19 protein-coding genes are annotated in these 24950 nt (G+C 61.3%); 10 read left to right on the forward strand and 9 right to left on the reverse strand.

Annotation, left to right across the window (positions count from 1 at the left end; translation table 11 throughout):
* Positions 1-193 precede the first annotated feature (193 nt).
* From dapB to kefC, 5 genes are all read left to right on the forward strand, one after another.
* On the forward strand, positions 194-1015 hold the full coding sequence (gene dapB, locus EKL15_RS20560) for a 4-hydroxy-tetrahydrodipicolinate reductase (protein ID WP_060422408.1): 822 nt from the start codon (positions 194-196) through the stop codon (positions 1013-1015).
* 470 nt (positions 1016-1485) lie between these two features.
* Complete coding sequence (gene carA / locus EKL15_RS20565; protein ID WP_048232622.1) at positions 1486-2634, forward strand: glutamine-hydrolyzing carbamoyl-phosphate synthase small subunit; 1149 nt, start codon at positions 1486-1488, stop codon at positions 2632-2634.
* Positions 2635-2650: 16 nt separating this feature from the next.
* Positions 2651-5875, forward strand: a complete 3225-nt coding sequence (gene carB, locus EKL15_RS20570) for a carbamoyl-phosphate synthase large subunit (RefSeq protein ID WP_033649161.1) — start codon at positions 2651-2653, stop codon at positions 5873-5875.
* Positions 5876-6046: 171 nt separating this feature from the next.
* Positions 6047-6604: a glutathione-regulated potassium-efflux system oxidoreductase KefF gene (gene kefF / locus EKL15_RS20575; protein ID WP_060422413.1), complete on the forward strand. Its 558-nt coding sequence runs from the start codon at positions 6047-6049 to the stop codon at positions 6602-6604.
* Complete coding sequence (gene kefC / locus EKL15_RS20580; protein ID WP_038873391.1) at positions 6597-8450, forward strand: glutathione-regulated potassium-efflux system protein KefC; 1854 nt, start codon at positions 6597-6599, stop codon at positions 8448-8450. The genes kefF and kefC overlap by 8 nt, the downstream gene beginning before the upstream one ends.
* Before the next feature lie 35 nt (positions 8451-8485).
* On the opposite strand, the gene EKL15_RS20585 is transcribed toward kefC, so the two are convergent.
* Positions 8486-9100, reverse strand: coding sequence for a LysE family translocator (locus EKL15_RS20585; RefSeq protein WP_033651688.1), 615 nt, complete (start codon positions 9098-9100; stop codon positions 8486-8488).
* A 127-nt stretch (positions 9101-9227) separates the two neighbouring features.
* On the opposite strand from EKL15_RS20585, the gene EKL15_RS20590 reads away from it, so the two are divergent.
* The 4 genes from EKL15_RS20590 to EKL15_RS20605 all read left to right on the forward strand — a co-directional run bounded on the left by EKL15_RS20590 (position 9228) and on the right by EKL15_RS20605 (position 13185).
* Positions 9228-10028, forward strand: coding sequence for a threonine/serine exporter ThrE family protein (locus tag EKL15_RS20590; RefSeq protein WP_060426347.1), 801 nt, complete (start codon positions 9228-9230; stop codon positions 10026-10028).
* Entirely contained in the window at positions 10025-10489 is a 465-nt protein-coding gene (locus EKL15_RS20595; protein ID WP_033637072.1) for a threonine/serine exporter, read from the forward strand. Before EKL15_RS20590 ends, EKL15_RS20595 begins: the two co-directional genes overlap by 4 nt.
* A 143-nt stretch (positions 10490-10632) precedes the next feature.
* Complete coding sequence (folA, locus tag EKL15_RS20600; protein WP_038873402.1) at positions 10633-11115, forward strand: type 3 dihydrofolate reductase; 483 nt, start codon at positions 10633-10635, stop codon at positions 11113-11115.
* A 180-nt stretch (positions 11116-11295) separates the two neighbouring features.
* The gene (locus EKL15_RS20605) at positions 11296-13185 is read left to right on the forward strand and encodes a PhoX family phosphatase (RefSeq protein WP_100396041.1); all 1890 of its coding nucleotides are present in this window, start codon (positions 11296-11298) and stop codon (positions 13183-13185) included.
* Positions 13186-13232: 47 nt separating this feature from the next.
* On the opposite strand, the gene apaH is transcribed toward EKL15_RS20605, so the two are convergent.
* From apaH to lptD, 6 genes are all read right to left on the reverse strand, one after another.
* Positions 13233-14084: a bis(5'-nucleosyl)-tetraphosphatase (symmetrical) ApaH gene (gene apaH, locus EKL15_RS20610; protein WP_060422423.1), complete on the reverse strand. Its 852-nt coding sequence runs from the start codon at positions 14082-14084 to the stop codon at positions 13233-13235.
* 2 nt (positions 14085-14086) lie between these two features.
* Positions 14087-14464, reverse strand: a complete 378-nt coding sequence (apaG, locus tag EKL15_RS20615; RefSeq protein ID WP_016929119.1) for a Co2+/Mg2+ efflux protein ApaG — start codon at positions 14462-14464, stop codon at positions 14087-14089.
* Between the two features lie 12 nt (positions 14465-14476).
* A complete protein-coding gene (gene rsmA, locus EKL15_RS20620; protein ID WP_060422426.1) occupies positions 14477-15295 on the reverse strand; it encodes a 16S rRNA (adenine(1518)-N(6)/adenine(1519)-N(6))-dimethyltransferase RsmA in 819 nt (272 codons plus the stop codon).
* A complete protein-coding gene (pdxA, locus tag EKL15_RS20625; RefSeq protein ID WP_089186834.1) occupies positions 15288-16280 on the reverse strand; it encodes a 4-hydroxythreonine-4-phosphate dehydrogenase PdxA in 993 nt (330 codons plus the stop codon). Before pdxA ends, rsmA begins: the two co-directional genes overlap by 8 nt.
* Complete coding sequence (surA, locus tag EKL15_RS20630) at positions 16267-17568, reverse strand: peptidylprolyl isomerase SurA (protein WP_048232625.1); 1302 nt, start codon at positions 17566-17568, stop codon at positions 16267-16269. Before surA ends, pdxA begins: the two co-directional genes overlap by 14 nt.
* 65 nt (positions 17569-17633) lie before the next feature.
* Entirely contained in the window at positions 17634-19994 is a 2361-nt protein-coding gene (gene lptD / locus EKL15_RS20635; RefSeq protein ID WP_060422429.1) for an LPS assembly protein LptD, read from the reverse strand.
* Between the two features lie 228 nt (positions 19995-20222).
* On the opposite strand from lptD, the gene djlA reads away from it, so the two are divergent.
* Positions 20223-21044 (forward strand): co-chaperone DjlA, encoded by an 822-nt coding sequence (gene djlA, locus EKL15_RS20640; RefSeq protein WP_015376627.1) that lies wholly within the window; start codon positions 20223-20225, stop codon positions 21042-21044.
* Positions 21045-21089: 45 nt separating this feature from the next.
* Here djlA and rluA read toward each other — a convergent pair whose 3' ends face one another.
* Positions 21090-21740: a bifunctional tRNA pseudouridine(32) synthase/23S rRNA pseudouridine(746) synthase RluA gene (rluA, locus tag EKL15_RS20645; protein WP_004932866.1), complete on the reverse strand. Its 651-nt coding sequence runs from the start codon at positions 21738-21740 to the stop codon at positions 21090-21092.
* 57 nt (positions 21741-21797) lie between these two features.
* A complete protein-coding gene (gene rapA, locus EKL15_RS20650) occupies positions 21798-24704 on the reverse strand; it encodes an RNA polymerase-associated protein RapA (RefSeq protein ID WP_060440786.1) in 2907 nt (968 codons plus the stop codon).
* Positions 24705-24950: the final 246 nt, after the last annotated feature.

Genomic DNA, 24950 nt, shown 5'->3' on the forward strand with positions numbered 1-24950 from the left:
GCATGATTATGTACAATCGTCGCAGGCCGCCAAATCGGTTGAATGTTAATCTCACGACAGCGCCGCTGATGAGAACGGAGGAATATCATAATTTTCTAATTATGAAATGAATCCTCTGGCGACGCTGAAGCGGGGCGGTTACCCTGAATCGATAGCCTAATGGGATAGGCGTCAAATCAAGAAGAGAGCAAGCATGAGTGATTCACAAATCCGCATTGCGATTGCGGGCGCCGGCGGCCGGATGGGCCGTCAATTGATCCAGGCGGTGCAGCAGGCGGAAGGCGTGGTGTTGGGGGCGGCGCTGTCGCGCCCGGGCTCCAGCCTGGTCGGCGTCGACGCCGGCGAACTGGCGGGCATCGGCGCGCTGGGCGTCAAGGTGAGCGACAGTCTGGAGAAGGTGGCGAACGAGTTCGATATTTTGATCGACTTCACCCGCCCGGAAAGCACCCGGGGTTACCTGGATTTTTGCGTGGCGCACCACAAGGCGATGGTGATTGGCACTACCGGCTTCGATGACGCCGGCAAACAGGCGATCCGCGATGCGGCGCAGCATATCGGCATCGTGTTCGCCGCCAACTTCAGCGTCGGCGTCAACCTGGTGTTGAAACTGCTGGAGAAGGCCGCGCAGGTGATGGGCGACTATACCGATATCGAAATCGTTGAGGCGCACCACCGCCACAAAGTGGATGCGCCGTCGGGCACGGCGCTGGCCATGGGCGAAGCGATCGCCGGCGCGCTGGGGCGCGACCTGAAAAGCTGCGCGGTCTATGCGCGCGAAGGCCATACCGGCGAACGCGATCCGAAAAGCATCGGCTTTGCCACCATTCGCGCCGGCGATATCGTCGGCGAGCACACCGCGATGTTCGCCGACATCGGTGAACGGGTGGAAATTACCCATAAGGCCTCCAGCCGGATGACTTTTGCCAGCGGCGCGGTGCGTGCGGCTGCCTGGTTGCATAACCGGGATAAAGGTCTGTTTGATATGCGTGATGTGCTGAATCTGGACCAATTATAATTAATTTGCATACCATCGTGATGTGGTTGTATTGATCATAATGCTATGATAATCGGACAATAATTTTATTGTCCTTTTTTTTAACATGAAAAAAGAAGCGTTGGTGTGTTTTTATTTCATTGATTGTTATTTATTGATGTTTACCTTGCTAATCATCCCGTTTTTATCCACCAGATCTTATTTCAGCGTCTTTTGGAGCCCATTCTGGCACCATTTTTCGTCATTCAGCCTCGCAACCGTTTTCCAGCCCCGGTTTTCTGTGTTTTTATCGCCGCTCAAGCCGCATGAGCGGTGAGAACTGCAAAAATAAAACAAAAAACGGCAGTTTGGGTAGACAAGCCTGGCACTCATCATTAAAATGCGCCCAATTTGCCAAAAATTGGCCTCGCGGACGGTTTTTGCATTGATTTAGATCGCGATATCTGAATTAATATGCAAATATTGTGATTGATTATTCCTCGGAGGATGTTTTGATAAAGTCAGCGCTATTGGTTCTGGAAGACGGAACCCAATTCCACGGTCGGGCCATCGGGGCAGAGGGAACGGCAGTGGGGGAAGTGGTCTTCAATACGTCGATGACCGGTTATCAAGAAATCCTCACTGATCCTTCCTATTCCCGCCAGATCGTTACTCTTACTTATCCTCATATCGGCAATGTCGGCACTAATGCTTCCGACGAAGAATCCTCCGCAGTACACGCCCAAGGCCTCGTCATTCGTGACCTCCCGCTGATCGCCAGCAACTACCGCAACGAAGAAAGCCTGTCCGACTACCTCAAGCGTCACAACATCGTGGCAATCGCCGATATCGATACCCGTAAATTAACCCGCCTGCTGCGCGAGAAGGGCGCCCAGAACGGCTGCATCATCGCCGCGGACTCGCCGGACGCCGCGCTGGCCCTGGCCAAGGCGCAAGGTTTCCCGGGGTTGAAGGGCATGGATCTGGCGAAAGAGGTCACCACCCAAGAGGCCTACAGCTGGCAGCAAGGCAGCTGGACGCTTGAAGGCGACCTGCCTGAAGCCAAGACCGCCGCGGAGCTGCCGTTCCACGTAGTGGCTTACGACTACGGCGCCAAGCGCAACATCCTGCGCATGCTGGTGGATCGCGGCTGCCGCCTGACCGTGGTGCCGGCGCAGACCCCGGCCGACGAGGTGCTGAAAATGAATCCGGACGGCATCTTCCTGTCCAACGGCCCGGGCGACCCGGAGCCATGCGACTACGCCATCGCCGCCATCAAACAGTTCCTGGAAACCGACATTCCGGTGTTCGGCATCTGCCTGGGTCACCAGCTGCTGGCGCTGGCCAGCGGGGCGAAAACCATGAAGATGAAGCTCGGCCACCACGGCGGCAACCACCCGGTGAAGGATCTGGACAACAACACCGTGATGATCACCGCGCAGAACCACGGCTTCGCCGTCGATGAAAACAACCTGCCGGCGAACCTGCGCGTCACGCACAAATCGCTGTTCGACCACACGGTGCAGGGCATTCACCGCACCGACAAAGCGGCGTTCAGCTTCCAGGGGCACCCGGAAGCCAGCCCAGGCCCGCATGATGCCGCGCCGTTGTTCGATCACTTTATCGAACTGATTGAGACTTACCGTTCTAACGCCAAATAATCAGGAGCAGTAAAAAATGCCAAAACGTACAGACATAAAAAGCATCCTGATCCTCGGCGCTGGCCCGATCGTTATCGGCCAGGCGTGTGAGTTCGACTACTCGGGTGCCCAGGCGTGCAAAGCGCTGCGCGAAGAGGGTTACCGCGTCATTCTGGTCAACTCCAACCCGGCGACCATCATGACCGACCCGGAAATGGCCGACGCGACCTACATCGAGCCGATCCACTGGGAAGTGGTGCGCAAGATCATCGAAAAAGAGCGCCCGGATGCGGTGCTGCCGACCATGGGCGGCCAGACGGCGCTGAACTGCGCGCTGGAGCTGGAGCGTCAGGGCGTGCTGGCCGAGTTCGGCGTTACCATGATCGGCGCGACCGCCGATGCGATCGACAAGGCCGAAGACCGTCGCCGTTTCGACGTGGCGATGAAGAAAATCGGTCTGGACACCGCGCGTTCCGGCATTGCGCACACCATGGAAGAAGCGCTGGCGGTAGCCGCTGACGTCGGCTTCCCGTGCATCATCCGCCCTTCCTTTACCATGGGCGGCACCGGTGGCGGCATCGCCTACAACCGCGAAGAGTTCGAAGAGATCTGCGAACGCGGTCTGGACCTGTCGCCGACCAACGAGCTGCTGATCGATGAATCGTTGATCGGTTGGAAAGAGTACGAGATGGAGGTGGTGCGTGATAAGAACGACAACTGTATCATCGTCTGCTCCATCGAAAACTTCGACGCGATGGGCATCCACACCGGCGACTCGATCACCGTCGCACCGGCCCAGACCCTGACCGACAAGGAATACCAAATCATGCGCAACGCCTCGATGGCGGTGCTGCGTGAGATCGGCGTCGAAACCGGCGGCTCCAACGTGCAGTTCTCGGTCAACCCGAAAACCGGCCGCCTGATCGTTATCGAAATGAACCCGCGCGTGTCGCGCTCTTCGGCGCTGGCGTCGAAAGCCACCGGCTTCCCTATCGCCAAGATCGCCGCCAAGCTGGCGGTGGGCTACACCCTCGATGAGCTGATGAACGACATCACCGGCGGCCGCACCCCGGCATCGTTCGAACCGTCCATCGACTACGTCGTGACCAAGATCCCGCGCTTCAACTTCGAGAAGTTCGCCGGCGCCAACGATCGCCTGACCACCCAGATGAAGTCGGTCGGCGAAGTGATGGCCATCGGCCGCACCCAGCAGGAGTCGCTGCAAAAAGCGCTGCGCGGCCTGGAAGTGGGCGCTACCGGCTTCGACCCGAAAGTCAGCCTGGACGATCCGGAAGCGCTGACCAAGATCCGCCGCGAGCTGAAAGACGCCGGCTCTGACCGCATCTGGTACATCGCCGACGCCTTCCGCGCCGGTTTGTCGGTTGACGGCGTCTTCAACCTGACCAACGTCGACCGCTGGTTCCTGGTGCAGATTGAAGAGCTGGTGCGCCTGGAAGAGCAGGTGGCCGACGCGGGCATCAACGGCCTGAACAAAGCGTTCCTGCGCACCCTGAAACGCAAGGGCTTCGCCGATGCGCGTCTGGCCAAGCTGGCCGGCGTCGCCGAGAGCGAAATTCGCAAGCTGCGCCACAGCCACGGCCTGCATCCGGTGTACAAGCGCGTGGATACCTGCGCGGCGGAATTCGCCACCGACACCGCCTACATGTACTCCACCTATGAAGAAGAGTGCGAGTCCAACCCGACCAACGACCGGCCGAAAGTGATGGTGCTGGGCGGCGGGCCGAACCGTATCGGCCAGGGCATCGAGTTCGACTACTGCTGCGTGCACGCCTCGCTGGCGCTGCGCGAAGACGGCTACGAGACCATCATGGTCAACTGTAACCCGGAAACCGTCTCCACCGACTACGACACCTCCGACCGCCTGTACTTCGAGCCGGTGACGCTGGAAGACGTGCTGGAAATCGTGCGCATCGAGAAGCCGAAGGGCGTGATCGTGCAGTACGGCGGCCAGACCCCGCTGAAGCTGGCGCGCGAGCTGGAAGCTGCGGGCGTGCCGATCATCGGCACCAGCCCGGACGCCATTGACCGTGCCGAAGACCGCGAGCGCTTCCAGCAGGCGGTTAACCGTCTGGGCCTGAAGCAGCCGGCCAACGCCACCGTCACCGCCATCGAGCAGGCGGTGGAGAAGGCGGCGGGCATCGGCTATCCGCTGGTGGTGCGCCCTTCCTACGTGCTGGGCGGCCGGGCGATGGAAATCGTCTATGACGAAACCGACCTGCGCCGTTACTTCCAGACTGCGGTCAGCGTGTCCAACGATGCGCCGGTGTTGCTGGACCGCTTCCTGGACGACGCGGTGGAAGTGGACGTCGACGCCATCTGCGACGGCGAGCGCGTGCTGATTGGCGGCATCATGGAGCACATCGAGCAGGCGGGCGTGCACTCCGGCGACTCCGCGTGTTCGCTGCCGGCGTACACCCTGAGCCAGGAAATTCAGGACGTAATGCGTCGTCAGGTGGAAAAGCTGGCGTTCGAGCTGCAGGTACGCGGCCTGATGAACGTGCAGTTCGCGGTGAAAGACAACGAAGTCTACCTGATTGAAGTGAACCCGCGCGCCGCGCGTACCGTGCCGTTCGTGTCCAAAGCGACCGGCGTGCCGCTGGCCAAAGTGGCCGCGCGCGTGATGGCGGGCAAAACGCTGGTTGAGCAGGGCGTGACCGAAGAAATTATCCCGCCGTACTACTCGGTGAAAGAAGTGGTGCTGCCATTCAACAAATTCCCGGGCGTCGACCCGATTCTGGGGCCGGAAATGCGCTCTACCGGGGAAGTGATGGGCGTGGGCCGCACCTTCGCGGAAGCCTTCTCCAAAGCGATGCTGGGCAGTAACTCGGGCATGAAAAAGCAGGGCCGCGCGCTGCTGTCGGTGCGTGAAGGCGACAAGGCTCGCGTGGTCGATTTGGCCGCCAGCCTGCTGAAGCAGGGCTTCGAGCTGGACGCTACCCACGGCACCGCGGTGGTGCTGGGCGAAGCGGGCATCAACCCGCGCCTGGTCAACAAGGTGCACGAAGGGCGTCCGCACATTCAGGACCGTATCAAGAACGGCGAGTACACCTACATCGTCAACACCACGGCCGGCCGTCAGGCGATTGAAGACTCCAAGCTGATTCGCCGCAGCGCCCTGCAGTACAAGGTGCACTACGACACCACGCTGAACGGCGGCTTCGCCACCGCGATGGCGCTGAAAGCGGATCCGACCGAACAGGTCACGTCGGTGCAGGAAATGCACGCGCGCATCGGCAAATAACCGCGCGATAACGCTACGCCAGGGGCGCTGCAGATGCAGCGCCCTTTTTTATTCAGCGAATTTGTCGGCTGGCGTTAAAAATTTCCGCTATCAATCAGTGGGCAAACTGTCACCCTGTGTGATTGGTATATGCTTGGTGTATTGGCAAGGAACGAAGGAACGACGATAACAATGATTCTGATAATTTATGCTCACCCGTATCCCCGGCATTCGCATGCCAACCAGCGCCTGCTGCAGGCGGTGAGGGATCTCCCCGAGGTAGAGGTGCGCTCGCTGTATGAGCTGTACCCCGATTTCAATATCGACATCAACGCCGAGCAGCGGGCGCTGGAGCGCGCCGACCTGGTGGTGCTGCAGCATCCGATGCAGTGGTACAGCTTCCCGCCGCTGTTGAAGCTGTGGATCGACAAAGTGCTGGAGCACGGCTGGGCCTACGGCCACGACGGCAACGCGCTGGTGGGTAAAGACTGCCTGTGGGCGGTGACCAGCGGCGGCGACGAGCACCACTTCGAGCTGGGCGACTTTCCCAACTTCGCCGCGCTGGCGCAGCCGCTGCAGGCCACGGCGATTTACTGCGGCATGAACTGGCAGCCTTTTTTCGCTCTGCATAACACCTTTACCTGCAACGAACCGGCGCTGCTCGCCGCCGGCGAAGCCTATCGGCAGCGGTTGGTGGACTACCTGATGGAACATGCCGAAGCGGAAACACGGGAGGCCAGCCATGGATAACCACCACATGATGATCGAGGGGCTGATCTACCTCGGCTCCGCCGCGCTGTTTGTGCCGATCGCGGTGCGACTGGGGCTGGGCTCGGTGCTCGGCTACCTGATTGCCGGCTGCATCATTGGCCCCTGGGGGCTGAAGCTAGTGTCGGATGCCGAGTCGATCCTGACCTTCGCCGAGATCGGCGTGGTGCTGATGCTGTTTATCATCGGCCTGGAGCTGGATCCCAAGCGGCTGTGGACGCTGCGCGCCTCGGTGTTCGGCGGCGGCAGCATTCAGATGGTGGGCTGCGGCCTGGCGCTGAGCGCCTTCTGTTACTTCCTGGGCCTCAACTGGAAGGTGGCGCTGTTGATTGGCCTGACGCTGGCGCTCTCATCCACCGCCATCGCCATGCAGGCGATGAGCGAACGCAACCTGACGCCGTCGCCGATCGGCCGCAGCGCATTTGCGGTGCTGCTGTTCCAGGATATTGCGGCGATCCCGCTGGTGGCGATGATCCCGCTGCTGGCAAGCAGCGGCGCCACCACCACGCTGGGCGCTTTCGTGCTGTCGGCGGCCAAGGTGGTGGGCGCGTTGACGATAGTGGTACTGCTCGGCCGCTACGTCACCCGCCCGCTGCTGCACTTCGTCGCCCGTTCGGGCATGCGCGAGGTGTTCAGCGCCGTGGCGCTGTTCCTGGTGTTCGGTTTCGGCATCCTGCTGGAGATGGCCGGGCTGTCGATGGCGATGGGGGCGTTCCTCGCCGGGGTGCTGCTGGCGAGCTCGGAATACCGCCACGCGCTGGAGAGCGATATTCAGCCGTTCAAGGGGCTGCTGCTGGGGCTGTTCTTTATCGGCGTCGGCATGTCGATCGACTTCGGCACGCTGTTCCATCACCCGCTGCTGATCGCCTCGCTGCTGCTGGGCTTTATGCTGATCAAGGCGGCGCTGCTGTGGCTGATTGGGCCGCTGCTCGGCGTGCCGAAGCGCCAGCGCGGCCTGTTCGCCATTCTGCTGGGGCAGGGCAGTGAATTCGCCTTCGTGATCTTCAGCGCCGCGCAGCTGGCCGGCGTCCTGCCGGTCGAATGGGCCAAGTCGCTGACGCTGGCGGTGGCGCTGTCGATGGCGGCCACGCCGCTGCTGCTGGTGATCGCCGCGCAGTTGGAGAAAAATGCGCCGAAAGAGGAGCGCCCGGCTGACGTTATCGACGACGAGAATGCCAGCGTGATCATCGCCGGCTTCGGCCGTTTCGGTCAGATCGCCGGCCGCTTGCTGTTGGCCAACGGCGTACACACCGTGGTACTGGATCACGATCCGGACCATATCGAGACGCTGCGCAAATTCGACACCAAGGTGTTCTACGGCGACGCCACGCGCGCCGATTTGCTGGAGGCCGCCGGCGCCGCCCACGCCAAGGTGCTGATCAACGCCATCGACGACGTGGAAGACAGCCTGGCGTTAACCGAGCTGGCCAGGCAGCACTTCCCGCATCTGAAGGTGGTGGCGCGAGCGCGCGACGTCGATCACTGGTATCAGCTGCGGCAGCTGGGGGTGGAAAAACCGGAGCGCGAAACCTTTGAAAGCTCGCTGCGCATCGGCCGTGAAACGCTTGAGCTGCTGGGGCTGGACGCCTATGAGGCGCGCGAGAAGGCGGATACGTTCCGCCGCTATAACCTGAAGATGCTGGAAGACACGCTGGAGAATTATCAGGACACCGAGTTCCGCATCGCCAGCCTGCAGCGGGCCAAGGAGATGCTCAGCGCGGCCATCGAGCAGGATCAGAATCGGCTGGCGCGGGTGCAGCAGACCGGCTGGCGCGGCAGTATCGACGGCAAGGCGCCGGAGGATGAAGTGGTGGAAGCCAAAGGATAAGAGTAGGGGCGCCAGATCGGCGCCCCTTTTTTTGCTTAGCTCAGTGCGACCTTGATGCCCAAGGCGATCAGCATACCGCCCAGCAGCTTGTCGACGATCTTCTGGGTCTTTTCCAACCCGCGACGCACCGGCCCGCTCTGGATCAGGAACACCAGCAGCGGCCACCAGATGACCGACAGGCCGAGAATAATCCCCGCGTACCACAGCTTGTCGCCCAGGCCGGAATCGATCTGCAGCACCTGGGTGAATACCGCCAGGAAGAACAGGGTGGCTTTCGGGTTCAGCAGGTTGCACAGGTAGCCTTGCGCAAAGGCGCTCTTCAGGCTGACCTGCTGCTGCGGCAGATTGCTGACGTTCATCTTACCGCTGCCGCGCGACAGCAGCGCCTGGATGCCGATCCACACCAGATACACCGCCCCGGCGTATTTCAGCAGGTTGAACAACCACGGCGTGGTGGTGATCACCACCGCCAGCCCGGCGACGCAGTAGGACATATGGGTAGCGACGCCGCAGATCACGCCAAAGGCGGTCATCATGGCGGCCAGCCGCGGATAGCGGGCGGCGTTTTTGATCACCAGGAAAAAATCCGGGCCGGGGGAGAGCATGCCGAGGGCGGCAATGCCGGCGACGAACAGCGAAGTTTCAAGCATGGGGGCGTCTCGCACAAAAGACAGAGTTCTGGCGATAATAACGCCGCTTCCTCTGATGCGCATCAACCCAATGAGGTATTGTTAGGCTCTATGATAATTATTCATCTACCGCCAGCGACGGAGCCCTATGCAGCAGACTAACGCCACAGACATGCCGGAACCGCACCGGCAACAGCGTGAAATAACCCGCCTGTGCATTCAATGCGCGCTGCTGCTGTTGCAGCACGGCGCTGAGAGCACGGTGGTGGAACAGCTGTCGACCCGCCTGGGGCTGGCGCTGGGGATGGACAGCGTGGAAAGCTCGATCTCCGCCAATGCGGTGGTGTTGACCACCCTCAGCCACGGCGCCTGTCTGACCACCACCCGGAAGAACGTCGATCGCGGCATCAATATGCAGGTGGTGACTGAAGTGCAGCATATCGTGATCCTCGCCGAGCACCACCTGGCGGATGCGCACGACGTGGCGCGCCGTTTTGACAGGATCCGGCCGTTGCGCTACCCGCGCTGGCTGGTGGTGCTGATGGTGGGGTTGTCCTGCGGGTGCTTCAGCATGCTCAACGGTGGTGGCGCTGACGCCTTCCTGGTGACCTTTATCGCCAGTGGCACGGCGATGCTGGTGCGCCAAATTCTCACCGCCCGCCATATGAATCCGCTGATCAATTTTTGCCTGACGGCGTTTGTCGCGACGTCGATCTCCGGGCTGCTGCTGCGCCTGCCGGCGTTTAAGGACACCTCGAGCGTGGCGATGGCCGCCAGCGTGCTGTTGCTGGTGCCGGGCTTCCCGCTGATCAACGCGGTGGCCGATATGTTCAAGGGGCACGTCAACACCGGGCTGGCGCGCTGGGCGATGGCCAGCCTGCTGACGCTGGCGACCTGCATCGGGGTGGTGATGGCGATGTCGCTGTGGGATCTGCGGGGGTGGTCATGAGTCTGCTGTGGGCTTTGTTGCAGGAGATGTTGCTGGCGGCGGTGCCGGCGCTGGGCTTCGCCATGGTGTTCAACGTGCCGCTGCGCGCGCTGCGTTATTGCGCGTTGCTTGGGGCCATCGGGCGCGGTTCGCGCATGCTGATGATGCACGGCGGCATGAACATCGAGTGGGCCTCGCTGCTGGCGGCGATCCTGATCGGTATCATCGGTATCTACTGGTCGCGCTGGCTGCTGGCGCACCCGAAGGTGTTCACCGTGGCGGCGGTGATCCCGATGTTCCCCGGCATTTCCGCCTATACCGCGATGATAACTGTGGTAGAGATCTCGCATTTGGGCTACAGCGAAGCCTTGATGGAGACCATGATCACCAACTTCCTCAAGGCCAGTTTCATCGTCGGCGCGTTGTCGATCGGCCTGTCGTTGCCGGGCCTTTGGCTGTACCGCAAACGCCCCGGCGTGTGAAATTTCCCGGCGGGAGAACGTTGGTTATTAGATATGCTGATAAGAGCTATCTTATATATTCATCTTGCTTGATTAGCCTATCGACGGCACTCAGGCCTTTACGTATAGTGTCACCAATTTTGCTGCCTACACAGGGTTAAACAATGATTATCAGCCTGATCGCTGCCTTGGCGGCGGATCGCGTTATTGGCATGGAAAACGCCATGCCGTGGCACCTGCCGGCGGACCTTGCGTGGTTTAAACGCAACACGTTGAATAAGCCGGTTATTATGGGCCGCAAGACCTTCGAGTCCATCGGCCGCCCGCTGCCGGGCCGCCACAATATCGTTTTGAGCAGCCGTCCGGGCAGCGAAGCCGGGGTGACCTGGGTGACCTCGATGGATGAAGCGCTGGCCGCCGCCGGCGACGTGGAAGAAGTGATGGTGATCGGCGGTGGGCGCATCTATACCCAGCTGCTGCCGCGCGCCGATCGCCTGTACCTGACGCACATCGACGCCGAGGTCGGCGGCGATACCCACTTCCCGGATTACGAGCCGGACGAGTGGGAAACCACGTTCAGCGAGTTCCACGACGCTGACGATCTGAACTCGCACAGCTACTGCTTCGAGATCCTGCAGCGCCGCTGATTTCAGCGCGTTAGCCAACTCTCCCCGGGGGCGCAAGCAATTGCGCCCCCGGCCTTTTTGCGCCCGTCGTCCGTAACCTTTCCGTCACATTACCTGATTAGTATGAAGCCCAACTCCGAGCGCCCCGGCAACTCTGGTGAATCTTGACCGCGGCGCCATAACTAAAAAGGTAACCACGCTATGACCAAGCAAATTGAGCAATTAGACGCCGACCGCCTGATCGATCCCACTCGCCGCAAACTGCTGCTCGGCAGCGCCGGCGCCGTCGGCCTGGCCGGCTTTCTCGGCGGCGGCATCTGGTCGGTCTCCGCCGAGGCGTTGGCCGAGGATCTGCCGCCGAACAAACTGCTGGGCTTTCAGGGCATCGCCGCCTCTACCGCCGACGAGGTGACCATCGCGCCGGGCTACCGTGCGGAGGTGCTGATCTCCTGGGGGGAGCCGCTGGTGGATGGCGCACCGGCTTTCGATCCGCAGGGCAACAACAGCGCCGCCGATCAGGAAAAACAGTTCGGCGACAATAACGACGGCATGAGTTTCTTCCCGATCGACGATCGCCACGGCGTGATGGCCATCAATAACGAATACGTCAACGAGCAATACCTGTTCGCCCACGGCGGCACCAAGGCCACCAGCCTGGAAGAGGTGCGTAAATCCCAGGCGGCGCACGGTGTTTCCATCGTGGCGGTAAAGCGCGTCGGCGACGGCCAGCGTTGGGAAGTGGAGCGCCCGTCGCGCTATAACCGCCGCATCACCGCCAACACCGACATGCAGTTCAGCGGCCCGGCCGCCGGGCATCCGCTGCTGCAGACCGCCGCCGATCCGAGCGGACGCAAGGTGCTGGGCACCTTCGGCAACTGCGCCAACGGCAAGACGCCGTGGGGCACTTACCTGACCTGCGAAGAAAACTTCGATACCTACTTCGGCACCCGTCAGGCCGATTACCCAACCACGCCGGAACAGAAGCGCTATACGCTGAAGGTCAGCGAGCCGGAGCGTAACTGGCCGGACTATGACGAGCGCTTCGACGTGGCGAAGAACCCCAACGAATTCAACCGCCACGGCTGGATCGTGGAGATCGATCCGCTGAATCCGACTTCGACGCCCATCAAGCACACCGCGCTGGGCCGCTTCAAGCATGAAAATGCGGCGGTGACCGTGGCCAAAGATGGCCGCCTGGTGGTGTACATGGGGGACGACGAGCGCGGCGAACATATCTATAAGTACGTTTCCAAAGGCGTGGTCGACGCCGCCAATCCGGCCAACAATCGCACGCTGCTGGATGAGGGAACGCTGTACGTGGCGCAGTTCGACGGTGACGACGCCGGCACGCCGCTGAAGGGCAAAGGGCGCTGGATTGCGCTCGAGTTCGGCAAGAATGGCCTGACGCCGGAGAACGGCTTCCGCGATGAGGCCGAAGTGCTGATCTTCGCCCGCAAGGCGGCACAGCAGGTCGGCGCCACCAAGATGGATCGTCCGGAGTGGATCGCGGTGAACCCGCATGACGGCCGCGCTTACTGCACGCTGACCAACAACAGTAAGCGCGGTGAGGAAGGGATGCCGCTGAACGCCGCCAACCCGCGGCCGAACAATATCTATGGCCAGATCATTCGCTGGGACGAAGGCGGTGACGCCACCGCCGGCACCTTTGCCTGGGACATGTATGCGCTGTGTGGCAACCCGATTGCCCACCCGGAAGGCGTCAACCGCGGCACGCCGAACATCACGGCGGACAACACGTTCAACAGCCCGGACGGGCTGGGCTTCGATCGCGCCGGCCGCCTGTGGATCCTCACCGACGGCAAGTACAGCAACAAGGGGGATTACGTCGGGCAGGGCAACAACCAGATGCTGGTGGGCGATCCGGTCAGCGGCGAAATTCGCCGTTTCATGGTGGGGCCGAAGTCCTGCGAACTGACCGGCATCACCTTCACTCCGGACTACAAGACGATGTTCGTCAACGTGCAGCATCCGGGAGAAGAGGGCGATTCGCACTTCCCGAACAACAGCCCGCGCCCGCGTTCATCGGTATTGATGATCACGCGTGAAGATGGCGGGGTGATTGGGGCGTAAGGCGGTAAAGAGAACCAAGGCGGCCTGGGCCGCCTTTATGTTTGTTTTCAGGACGCGGCCAGTCTGCCGTCGTGGTCAGGCGCTTCGCCACGGTTGGCGGGCTGCGTGAAGTAACGGCGGTCTTCCCAGCGCAGCATCGTCAGATCGCCGCCCCAGCAGCAGCCGGTATCCAGCCCGATTACGCCTTCCGGCGTGCCCTTGCCTTCCAGCGAGGCCCAGTGACCGAAGACGATGGTGTATTCCGGATCCACCAGGCGCGGCAGCTCGAACCACGGCTTCAGCGGCGCCGGCGCGGTGCCCGGCGCATCTTTGCAGATCATGTCGAGCTGGCCGTTGGGGAAGCAGTAGCGCATGCGCGTGAGCGCATTGGTGCTGAAACGCAGGCGCGCCAGGCCGCTCAGCTCCGGCGCCCAGTTGTTCGGCATATCGCCGTACATGGCGTCGAGAAACAGCGGGTAGCTGTCGCTGCTCAAGACCGCTTCCACTTCGCGCGCGCACATTTTCGCGGTGTCGATATCCCACTGCGGGGTGATGCCGGCGTGCGCCATCACCAGCTTTTGCTCATCGTCCACCTGCAGCACCGGTTGGCGGCGCAGCCAGTTGATCAGCTCGTCGGCGTCCGGCGCTTCCAGCAGCGGGGTGATGCGATCTTTGGGTTTGTTGCGGCTGATGCCAGCGTAGACCGCCAGCAGGTGCAGATCGTGGTTGCCCAGCACCATGCGCACCGCCGGGCCGAGCGAGCGCACGAAGCGCAGCACGTCCAGCGAGGCGGGGCCGCGCGCCACCAGATCGCCGGTCAGCCACAGCCGATCGCGCTCGGGATCGAAAGCAGCCTGAGCCAGCAGCGACTTCAGTTCATCGTAACAGCCGTGAACGTCGCCGATAAGGTATGTCGACATAATTAATGGATCAGCGTTGGAATGGCTAAGCGAAACACGGGAATAGCGGTGCGGAACGGTTGACCCTGATGGTCCACCATTTCGTAATGGCCTTCCATGGTGCCCAGCGGCGTTTCCAGAATGGCGCCGCTGGTATACTGAAACTCTCCGCCGGGCGGAATGACAGGCTGTTCGCCGATCACGCCTTCGCCCTGAACTTCGGTTTGGCGGCCGTTGCTGTTGGTGATCAGCCAGTAACGGCCCAGCAGTTGCACGTCGGTCCGCCCCAGATTGCGGATAGTGATGGTATAGGCGAAGACGTAACGCTCTTCTTCAGGGATCGACTGTGATTCCACATAGATGCTCTGAACCTGAATACACACGCGGGGCGAATCAATCATGACAACAACTCCTTATTGCTGCGGCGTCGGATTGGCTGACAGCCAGTTCGCCAGCTTGCAGTACTGCGCCACAGAAATATTTTCTGCTCTGAGCGAAGGATCGACGCCCAGCTCCGTCAGCTGCTCCGGCGTGAACAGGTCGCCCAGGCTATTGCGGATGGTTTTCCGCCGCTGGTTGAACGCCTGCGTGGTGATGCGGCTCAGCATGCGCACGTCGCCCACCGGGTTCGGCAGCACGCTGTGCGGCACCAGGCGCACCACGGCGGAATCGACCTTCGGCGGCGGCGCGAACGCGGTCGGCGGCACTTCCAGCACCGGAATGACGTTGCAGTAGTACTGCGCCATCACGGTCAAACGCCCGTAGGCCTTGCTGTTCGGGCCGGCCACCAGACGGTTGACCACCTCTTTTTGCAACATAAAGTGCATGTCGCGGATTGCCTGAGTATAGCTGAAAAGGTGGAACATCAGCGGCGTCGAAATATTGTACGGCAGGTTACCAAATACGCGCAGCGGTTGGCCAGCTTCTTCGGCCAGTTCGGCGAAATTCACCGTCATGGCGTCCTGCTGGTGGATGGTCAGCTTGTCTTTCAGCCGCGGGTGGTTCTCCAGCCGGGTGGCCAGATCGCGGTCCAGTTCGATCACCGTCATGCGGTCCATGCGTGCGCCGACCGGCTCGGTCAGGGCGCCGAGGCCTGGGCCGATCTCGACCACCGCTTCGCCCGGCTGCGGGTGAATGGCGGAGACAATGCTATCGATGACAAACTGATCGGTTAAAAAGTTTTGTCCAAAGCGTTTGCGGGCAAAGTGCCCTTGGTGGACTCTGTTATTCATTACAATTAATTATCATTTTAATGGCGAGATTCAGGGCCGTTTGGAAACTGCCGACATCGGCGGTGCCGGTGCCGGCCAGTTCCAGAGCGGTACCGTGGTCGACCGAGGTGCGTATGAAAGGCAAACCGAGGGTGATATTCACCGCGCGGCCGAACCCTTGGTATTTTAGCACCGGCAGCCCCTGATCGTGATACATCGCCAGCACCGCATCGGCATCTTGCAGATATTTGGGCTGGAACAGGGTGTCCGCCGGCAGCGGGCCGACAAGATGGATGCCCTCAGCGCGCAGCGCGTCGAGCGCCGGGATGATGGTGTCTATCTCTTCGTGCCCCATATGGCCGCCTTCCCCGGCGTGGGGATTCAGACCGCAAACGTAAATGTGCGGCCGGGCGATGCCAAATTTGGTTTTCAGATCGTGGTCGAGGATGCGGATGACTTCGAACAGGCTCTGTTGCGTGATGGCGCCCGGCACCGCCAGCAGCGGCAGGTGGGTGGTCGCCAGCGCCACGCGCAGCTCTTCGGTCGCGAGCATCATCACCACGCGATCGCAGCGGCTGCGATCGGCAAAGAATTCGGTATGGCCGATAAACGGCACGCCGGCGTCGTTGATCACGCCCTTGTTCACCGGGCCGGTGATCAGCGCAGCGAATTCGCCGTTCAGGCAGCCGTCGCAGGCGCGCGCCAGGGTTTCCACCACGTAGGCGCTGTTGCCGACGTTCAACTCCCCGGCGGTGACCGGGTGAGCGAGCGGGACCGGCAGCACGGTCAGCGTGCCGGCGCGTTGCGCTTCGGCCGGCTGCTGCGGCTGGTAGTCGTGCAGCGTCAGCGGCAGGCCCAAACGCTTGGCGCGTTCAAGCAGCAAGGCCGGATCGGCGCACACCACCAGCTCAACAGGCCAATCCTGTTGCGCCAGCGCTGCCACCAAATCCGGCCCTACCCCGGCGGGTTCGCCGGGGGTAATGACGACGCGTTTATTGCTGTGCATCGCTGCCATCGAGGATCTTCACATAAGCCTGGGCGCGCTGTTCCTGCATCCAGGTCTGCGCTTCTTCGGCGAACTTACGGTTGAACAACATGCGGTAAGCGCGATCTTTTTGCGCGGCGTCGGTCTTATCCACCTGGCGGGTATCCAGCAGCTGGATCAGGTGCCAACCGAAGGAAGAGTGGACCGGCGCGCTGATTTCACCCTTGCTCAGCTTCAGCAATGCATCGCGGAAGGCCGGATCGTAGATGTCCGGGGAAGCCCAGCCCAGATCGCCGCCCTGCATGGCGGAACCCGGATCCTGCGACAGCTGTTTGGCTTCGTCGGCAAACTTGGCGCGGCCGCTCTTGATCGCTTCCGCAACGGATTGCAGCTTGGCGCGCGCCTGATCGTCGGTCAGCACCACCGAAGGTTTCAGCAGGATGTGACGGGCGTGCACTTCGGTAACCGACACCGACTGGCTCGCGCCGCGGATGTCGTTCACTTTCAGGATGTGGAAGCCGACGCCGGAGCGGATTGGGCCGACGACGTCGCCTTTCTTGGCGCTCACCAGACGTTCCGCGAACAGGGTCGGGATCTCTTGCAGCTTGCCCCAGCCCATGTTGCCGCCTTTCAGCGCCTGAGAGTCGGCGGAGTAGGTGATTGCCAGCTTGCCGAAGTCGGCGCCGCTGTTGATCTCACCCACCAGGCGTTTGGCCAGCTCTTCGGCTTTGTCGACCTGCTGCTGAGACGGGTTCTCCGGCAGCGGGATCAGGATGTGGCTGATGTTCATTTCGGTGTCGCTGCCGTTCTGCGCGCCCACCTGTTTGGCCAGCGAGTCCACTTCCTGCGGCAGGATGGTGACGCGGCGGCGAACTTCGTTGTTACGCACTTCGGAGATCAGCATCTCTTTGCGGATCTGTGAACGGTAGGTGTTGTAGTTCAACCCTTCGTACGACAGGCGGCTGCGCAGCTGATCGACGCTCATCTTGTTTTGTGCGGCGATATTGGCGATCGCTTTATCCAGATCGGCGTCGGACACGGTGATGCCCATTTTCTTGGCCATCTGCAGCTGGATGTTATCCATGATCAGGCGTTCGATGATCTGATGGCGCAGCGTCTTGTCGTCCGGCAGCTGTTGGCCGGCCTGCTGGGCGTTGAGCTTCACTGACTGCAACAGACCGTTGACGTCGCTTTCGAGTACCACGCCGTTATCCACGACGGCGGCGACTTTATCCACTTCTTGGGGTGCTGCGAACGCGGCATTGGCGCAAACCACCAATCCGAGAATAAGCGTTCTCCAGTTCTTCATACATTTCCCATTATGTAATCCGCAAATGCGGGTGAAAGTTCTCGTTTTCAAAGTGTTGCAAAGCGTCAGAATGCGCGCTGATACGGCAGAATGCCGGAGCGCAGCATTTCTGCGGAGCCGAGACTATGATCGCTGCTCAGGCCGCGCAGTTCGACGTTGAACGAAACTCTGTTGTCGTAAACGCTGGTATTGTTGCTGTTGTTCCAGTCGGTGATCTTGCGCTCATAGCCCAGGGTCACTGCCCAGCAGCAGGTGTTGTACTTCAGCCCCACCAGCTGATCGGCGGATTGTTTGGCGCGGGTGTCGTAATAATACGCCCCGACCACCGCCCAACGATCGGCGATCGGCCAGCTGCCGGTGATGCCCACCTGCGAGATGCCGTCCTGGAAGGCCGGAACCGTTTTGGTGTTCAACGCCGTCTGGATATATTCCGGCGTGGCGTAACGGTAGTTCAGCTGCACCACGCGCTCGGCATCCTGGCGGTATTCCACCACGCCGTTGCCCAGCGAGACGCTGTTCAGGCGGGTGTCGTACTGCAGGCCGCCGCGCAGGCCCCAACGATCGTCGATTTTCCAATAGGTATCGCCGGCCCAGGCCACGCTGCCGGTATCGTCGTTGTTGTCGTACCCGGTTACCTGGTCGCCGGTGCGCGAACGGCTGAAGTAGTAGATTTGACCCACGGAAGCGTTAAAACGTTCAACCAGCGCGTCATCATAAATGCGGGTGGTCAAACCGGTGGAGACGCGGTTCTGCGAAGCGATGCGATCCAGGCCGCTGTAGGTGCGGTCGCGGAACAGGCCGGAGTAGTCGGTCTGCAGCAGCGTGGTGTCGTAGGTGTAGATGTTGCTCTGGTCGCGGTACGGCACGTACAGGTACTGCACGCGCGGCTCCAGCGTCTGGGTGGCGCCTTCGGCCCAGATCATCGGTCGTTCGAATACCAGCTTGCCGTCAACCTTGAACTGCGGCAGTACGCGGTTGACCGAGTCATCAAGTTCCGGTGCAGCGACGCCTTTACGGCTCTGGTAGTTGGCGGCGAAACCGTCAGGAATATCCTGCTGGTAATGGGTCGCCATCACCTTGGCTTCGGTGTTCAGGCTGGCCCAGCCGTTGGTCAACGGCAGGTTGAGCGTCGGCTCCATATGCAGACGGGTGGCGTCCGGGCTGTATGGGTTGACGCTGGTGAACTTGGCCGCCTGACCGTAGATATGGAAGTCGAACGGGCCGAGGTCGTTCTTGTAGTAGTTCAGATCCAGCTGTGGCTGGACTTTATACGAGTCCGACTGTGAACGATCGGTGTCGTCGTAAATCTGGAACTGTTTGGAGCTCAGCGTGGCGTTCCAGTTCTCGTTGGCATAGCCGAGGCTGAATTTCTGCGTGGCGTAGCCGTCAGTGGTGGAACCGTACTTGGAATCCAGGTCGGTGAAGTATTTAGAGTCGCTGACCTTGGTGTAGTCGACGTTGAAGCGCCACACCTGATCCATGACGCCGTTGTGGTTCCAGTAGAACAGCCAGCGTTTGTTGTCGTCATGATCTTTGCCGTATTCCTTGTCGTCCGGCAGCCAGTCGAACTCCATCAGGCCGAGGCCCGGCTGCACCAGATAACGGAACTCGGTCTGCCACTGCAGGCCGCGCTTGGACATATAGTGCGGCGTGATGGTGGCGTCGTAGTTCGGCGCGATGTTCCAGTAGTACGGCAACATGAACTCGAAGCCGTTGTTGCTGCCGTACTTGGCGTTCGGGATCAGGAAGCCGGAACGGCGCTTGTCGCCGACCGGCAGCTGCAGGTACGGGCTGTAGAACACCGGCACGCCGCCGATGCGGAAGCGGGCGTTCCACACTTCCGCCACCTGCTCTTCGCGATCGTGGATCACTTCGGAGCCGACCACGCTCCAGCTGTCGTCGCCCGGCAGACAGGAGGTAAAGGTGCCGTTTTCCAGAATGGTGTAACGGTTGGCGCCGCGCATCTTCATCTTGTCGGCGTCGCCGCGCCCCTGACGGCCTACCATCTGGTAGTCGCCTTCATAGACGTCGGTATCTTTGGTGTTTAGGTTCGACCAGGCCTTCGGGCCTTTCAGTTTGATCTGATTGTCGCTGTAGTGCACGTCGCCGGTTGCGGTGACGGTACGCACCGGCTCCGTCTGGCCGGGTTTTTCCGTCTGGTTCAGCTCAACTTCTTTGGCGGTCAGGGTGCTGTTGCCCTGCTCGACGCGCACGTTGCCGCTGAACAGGGCGCTTTTCGGGTAGTCGGCGCGCGAGTCATCGGCATTGATCGTCACCGGTTGGCTGTTCGGATCGCCGCTGACCAAAGGCTTGTCGTAAACGGGAACGCCAAGCATGCATTGCTCGGCCAGATCAGCCAGCGCATGCTGACTGTAGAGTGCCGTCCAAATCATCGTGGCCAGCAGTGTTGGGAAACTTTTTTTCATACGCGGTTTTGGTGTTCCGTCATCAGAGGCGTCATGTCCGGCAAACGGTCAGAGACTATATTACTCATCTGCGTTGCGCTAGTGCTAAATCCAGCCGTTTACTTGCGTCGTCGTTAGGCGCAAAGATAAATGACAGGTATGATAATCCAAATTCTAGGAAAAATCGCCTGCACCCTTTCCTGAAGCGAAGGGGAGTGGGCGGCTTTCGGCATGATAATTGAGGAGTATATGCAGTATTGGGGAAAACTGCTCGGCGTCATCGTCGCCATCTGGTCTGGCGCGGGATTCTGGGGTGTAGTTCTGGGGCTGATTATCGGTCATATGATCGATACGGCGCGCAGCAACAAGCGCAGCCGGGGGTTCTTCACCGACCAGCAAACGCGGCAAACGCTGTTTTTCCGCACCACTTTTCAGGTGATGGGCCACCTGACCAAATCCAAAGGACGCGTTACCGAGGCGGATATCCAGATCGCCAGCCTGTTCATGGATCGCCTGCAGCTGCATGGCGAAGCGCGCACCGCGGCGCAGCAGGCGTTCCGCGAGGGCAAACAGAGTCAGTTCCCGCTGCGTGAGACGCTGCAGCAGTTCCGCAGCATCTGTTTTGGCCGCTTCGATTTGATTCGGATGTTTCTGGAAATTCAGATTCAGGCGGCGTTCGCCGACGGCTCGCTGCACCCGAACGAACGCCAGGTGCTGTACGTCATCGCCGAGGAGCTGGGTATTTCGCGCGCGCAGTTCGACCAGTTCCTCAGCATGATGGAAGGTGGGCGCCAGTTCGGCGGCGGTCAGCAGGGCGGATATTCGCAGGGCGGCTATCAGCAGGCTCAGCGCGGCCCGACGCTCGACGACGCGTGCAAGGTGCTCGGCGTGCGCAGCAGCGACGATGCCGCCACCATCAAACGCGCCTACCGCAAACTGATGAGCGAACACCATCCGGATAAGCTGGTGGCGAAAGGCTTGCCGCCGCAGATGATGGAAATGGCCAAGCAGAAAGCGCAGGAGATTCAGGCGGCGTACGACCTGATCAAACGCGAGAAAGGCTTTAAATAAGCGATGTAAGCGGGCCCGCTATGCCGGGCCCGTTGGGTTTTAGCCTTAGAAATCCGGCTCGGCGCGAAAGTGCATCGGCGTCTGGAAGGCGGGGTGGGTGATGCGCAGCTCTTGCGCATGCAGCTGCAGCCGCGGTGCCATCGCCTTGGCCTCCGGCGGGGCGTAGAAACCGTCGCCGAGGATCGGATGCCCCAGCGCCAGCATGTGCACCCGCAGCTGGTGCGAGCGGCCGGTGATCGGCGTTAGCTTCACGCGGGTGCTGCCGTCGGCGTCGCGCGACAGCACCAGATATTCCGTTTGCGCCGCTTTGCCGGTGTCAAAACACACCTTTTGCAGCGGCCGGTTCGGCCAATCGCAGATCAGCGGCAAGTCCACTAACCCTTCGTCATGCTCCATATGCCCCCAAACGCGGGCGATATAGGATTTCTTCGGTTCGCGTTCGCGAAACTGACGCTTCAGCTCACGCTCGGCGGCCTTGTTGAGCGCCACCACGATCACCCCGCTGGTGGCCATGTCCAGCCGGTGCACCGATTCGGCGGCCGGATGATCGGCCTGAATACGGGTCATCAGGCTGTCTTTGTTTTCCGGCGCGCGGCCGGGCACCGACAGCAAGCCGCTGGGCTTGTTGACCACCATGATGTGTTCATCCTGATACAGGATGTGCAGCGGGTCCTGCGGGGGATTGTAGGGTTCCATCTTGGCTCCGCGATAAGGGCCGAACGGGGAGGCGGTTGCCTCCCCGCGTCGCGCCGGTTACTGGTGGGTGACCACCACCAGACGAATGGCGTCCAGGCGCCAGCCGGCTTCATTGAGGTTGGCCAGCACCTGACGGCGGTTGAACTCCAGCGCTTCGACTTCGTCGTCGCGGATGTTCGGGTTGACCGCCTTCAGCGCTTCCAGACGCGCCAGCTCGGCGCTCAGCTTGTCGTCCGCCTCTTGCTTCGCCTGTTCGATAAGCGTGCGCGCCTGCGCTTCCACCAGGCTTTCCGCCTGCTGCAGCATGGCGTGCACGTCTTGCTGCACGGCGTTGACCAGCTTGCTGGAGGTGTGGCGATTGACCGCGTTCAGCTGGCGGTTGAAGCTTTCGAACTCGACCTGCGCCGCCAGGTTGGTGCCCTTGCGGTCCATCAGCATGCGGATCGGCGTCGGCGGCAGGAAGCGGGTCAGCTGCAGGTGCTTCGGCGCCTGGGCTTCTACCACGTAAACCAGCTCAACCAGCAGGGTGCCGACCGGCAACGCTTTGTTTTTCAACAGGGACACTGCGCAGCTGCCGGTGTCGCCGGACAGGATCAGATCCAGGCCGTTGCGGATGATCGGGTGCTCCCAGCTGACGAACTGCGCGTCTTCGCGCGACAGCGCCCGATCGCGGTCGAAGGTGACGGTGCAGCCGTCCTGCGGCAGGCCCGGGAAGTCCGGCACCAGCATATGATCGGACGGCGTCAGCACGATCAGGTTGTCGCTGCGGTCTTCCTGATTGATGCCGACGATGTCGAACAGGTTGAGCGCGAAGCCCACCAGATTGACGTCGTTATCCTGCTCGGCGATGGCGGCGGCCAGCGCCTGGGCTTTGTCGCCGCCGTTGGAGTGCATCTCCAGCAGGCGGTCGCGGCCCTGTTCCAGCTGCGCTTTCAACTGATCGTGCTGCTGGCGGCAGGCGTGGATGAATTCGTCGAAGCCTTCCTGTTCGGTCGGCGCGGCCAGATAGCCGATCAACTGCTCGTAGCAGCTGTCGTAGATGGTGCGGCCGGTCGGGCAGGTGTGTTCGAAGGCATCCAGCCCCTCGTGGAACCAGCGGCCCAGCACCGCCTGCGCGGTGTGCTCCAGGTAAGGCACCATGATTTGGATATCGTGCATCTGGCCGATACGGTCCAGACGGCCGATACGCTGCTCCAGCAGATCCGGGTTGAACGGCAGATCGAACATCACCAGCTGGCTGGCGAACTGGAAGTTGCGGCCTTCGGAGCCGATCTCGGAACACAGCAGCACCTGTGCGCCTTCCTCTTCGGAGGCGAAGTAGGCGGCGGCGCGGTCGCGCTCGATGATCGACAGCCCTTCGTGGAACACCGCGGCGCGGATCGCTTCACGCTCGCGCAGCACCTGCTCCAGCTGCAGCGCGGTGTCGGCCTTGGCGCAGATCACCAGCACTTTTTCGTTGCGGTTGGCCAGCAGGTAGTCCAGCAGCCACTCGACGCGCGGGTCGAAGTTCCACCAGGTGGCGTTTTCGCCTTCGAATTCCTGGTAGATCTGCTCCGGGTACAGCATGTCACGCGCGCGCGCTTCGACGGACTTCTTGGCGCCCATGATGCCGGAGACTTTGATCGCGGTCTGATACTGGGTCGGCAGCGGCAGCTTGATCTGGTGCAGGTTGCGGTGCGGGAAGCCCTTCACGCCGTTACGGGTGTTGCGGAACAGCACGCGGCTGGTGCCGTGGCGATCCATCAGCATGGAAACCAGCTCCTGACGCGCCTGCTCGGCGTTGTCACCTTCGCTGTTGGCGGCTTTGAGCAACGGTTCGATGTCCTGCTCGTCGATCAGCTCGCCCAGCAGGTTCAGCTTGTCATCGGCCAGGCGCTCACCGCTCAGCAGCAGGGTGACGGCGTCGGCCACCGGACGGTATTTCTGCTGCTCGGCAACGAACTCGCCGTAGTCGTGGAAACGGTTCGGATCGAGCAGGCGCAGGCGCGCGAAGTGGCTCTGTTGGCCCAGCTGCTCCGGGGTGGCGGTCAGCAGCAGCACGCCGGGGATATGCTCGGCCAGCTGTTCGATCACCTGATATTCGCGGCTAGGCGCTTCTTCGCTCCAGGCCAGGTGGTGCGCTTCGTCGACCACCAGCAGATCCCACTGGGCGTCTGCCAGCTCTTCCAGGCGCTGCTTGTTGCGGCGCACGAAGTCCAGCGAGCAGATCACCAGCTGTTCGGTTTCGAACGGGTTGCTGCTGTCGAGCTTGGCTTCGGCGTAGCGGCTGTCGTCGAACAGCGAGAAGTAGAGGTTGAAGCGGCGCATCATCTCCACCAGCCACTGGTGCTGCAGCGTTTCCGGCACCACGATCAGCACGCGCTCGGCGCGGCCCGCCAGCAGCTGCTGGTGGATGATCATGCCGGCTTCGATGGTTTTGCCGAGGCCGACTTCGTCCGCCAGCAGGACGCGCGGCGCATGGCGCTGGCCGACTTCATGGGCGATGTGCAACTGGTGCGGGATCAGGCTGGCGCGCATGCCGCGCAGGCCGGCGAACGGCAGGCGATACTGCTCGCTCTGGTATTTGCGCGCGCGGAAACGCAGCGCGAAACGGTCCATGCGGTCGATCTGGCCGGCGAACAGACGATCCTGCGGTTTGCTGAAGGTCAGCTTGCTGTCCAGCAGGACTTCGCGCATCGCTACGCCGTTTTCCTGGGTGTCCTGGCGGGTGCCGATATAGGTCAACAGACCGTTTTCCTCTTTCACCTCTTCCACCTGCAGCTGCCATCCCTCGTGGCTGCTGACGGTATCGCCCGGGTTGAACATCACGCGGGTGATCGGCGAATCGTTTCTGGCATAGAGGCGGTTTTCACCGGTGGCGGGGAAAAGCAGGGTAATCATGCGCGCGTCCAGCGCCACGACGGTGCCCAGTCCTAATTCGCTTTCCGTGTCGCTGATCCAGCGTTGACCAAGAGTAAAAGGCATATATTGTCGGCTCGATTCTTTGTAAGTAAGTCTTGTTACCGGGCGGGAAGGGCCGCGGCACCTGTACTGAACGTCTGCTAATCCCGGTTTGTTTTAAATTTGACGGGCAATAGCCGTTCACGCCATGCAGACGTCGCGAGACGGCAGGGCTAAGCGTGGTTCAGTTTTGGGAAGGGCGCTATGGTAATGGAAGGCGGCGCGTTCGTCACCTGCAAAACCGGATGATTTTTCTTAACCTGGCGCAAT

The organism is Serratia sp. 4542 (assembly GCF_016805595.1).
GTDB lineage: Bacteria > Pseudomonadota > Gammaproteobacteria > Enterobacterales > Enterobacteriaceae > Serratia > Serratia nevei.

What these genes read in the sequence shown, in the direction of transcription:
- EKL15_RS20590 (WP_060426347.1), top strand. Translation starts at nt 9,228, where the DNA reads ATGCAGCAGACTAACGCCACAGACATGCCGGAACCGCACCGGCAACAG.
- dapB (WP_060422408.1), top strand. Translation starts at nt 194, where the DNA reads ATGAGTGATTCACAAATCCGCATTGCGATTGCGGGCGCCGGCGGCCGG.
- pdxA (WP_089186834.1), bottom strand. Translation starts at nt 16,280, where the DNA reads ATGCACAGCAATAAACGCGTCGTCATTACCCCCGGCGAACCCGCCGGG.
- surA (WP_048232625.1), bottom strand. Translation starts at nt 17,568, where the DNA reads ATGAAGAACTGGAGAACGCTTATTCTCGGATTGGTGGTTTGCGCCAAT.
- kefC (WP_038873391.1), top strand. Translation starts at nt 6,597, where the DNA reads ATGGATAACCACCACATGATGATCGAGGGGCTGATCTACCTCGGCTCC.
- apaG (WP_016929119.1), bottom strand. Translation starts at nt 14,464, where the DNA reads ATGATTGATTCGCCCCGCGTGTGTATTCAGGTTCAGAGCATCTATGTG.
- rsmA (WP_060422426.1), bottom strand. Translation starts at nt 15,295, where the DNA reads ATGAATAACAGAGTCCACCAAGGGCACTTTGCCCGCAAACGCTTTGGA.
- apaH (WP_060422423.1), bottom strand. Translation starts at nt 14,084, where the DNA reads ATGTCGACATACCTTATCGGCGACGTTCACGGCTGTTACGATGAACTG.
- lptD (WP_060422429.1), bottom strand. Translation starts at nt 19,994, where the DNA reads ATGAAAAAAAGTTTCCCAACACTGCTGGCCACGATGATTTGGACGGCA.
- folA (WP_038873402.1), top strand. Translation starts at nt 10,633, where the DNA reads ATGATTATCAGCCTGATCGCTGCCTTGGCGGCGGATCGCGTTATTGGC.
- djlA (WP_015376627.1), top strand. Translation starts at nt 20,223, where the DNA reads ATGCAGTATTGGGGAAAACTGCTCGGCGTCATCGTCGCCATCTGGTCT.
- rluA (WP_004932866.1), bottom strand. Translation starts at nt 21,740, where the DNA reads ATGGAACCCTACAATCCCCCGCAGGACCCGCTGCACATCCTGTATCAG.
- kefF (WP_060422413.1), top strand. Translation starts at nt 6,047, where the DNA reads ATGATTCTGATAATTTATGCTCACCCGTATCCCCGGCATTCGCATGCC.
- EKL15_RS20605 (WP_100396041.1), top strand. Translation starts at nt 11,296, where the DNA reads ATGACCAAGCAAATTGAGCAATTAGACGCCGACCGCCTGATCGATCCC.
- carB (WP_033649161.1), top strand. Translation starts at nt 2,651, where the DNA reads ATGCCAAAACGTACAGACATAAAAAGCATCCTGATCCTCGGCGCTGGC.
- EKL15_RS20595 (WP_033637072.1), top strand. Translation starts at nt 10,025, where the DNA reads ATGAGTCTGCTGTGGGCTTTGTTGCAGGAGATGTTGCTGGCGGCGGTG.
- rapA (WP_060440786.1), bottom strand. Translation starts at nt 24,704, where the DNA reads ATGCCTTTTACTCTTGGTCAACGCTGGATCAGCGACACGGAAAGCGAA.
- EKL15_RS20585 (WP_033651688.1), bottom strand. Translation starts at nt 9,100, where the DNA reads ATGCTTGAAACTTCGCTGTTCGTCGCCGGCATTGCCGCCCTCGGCATG.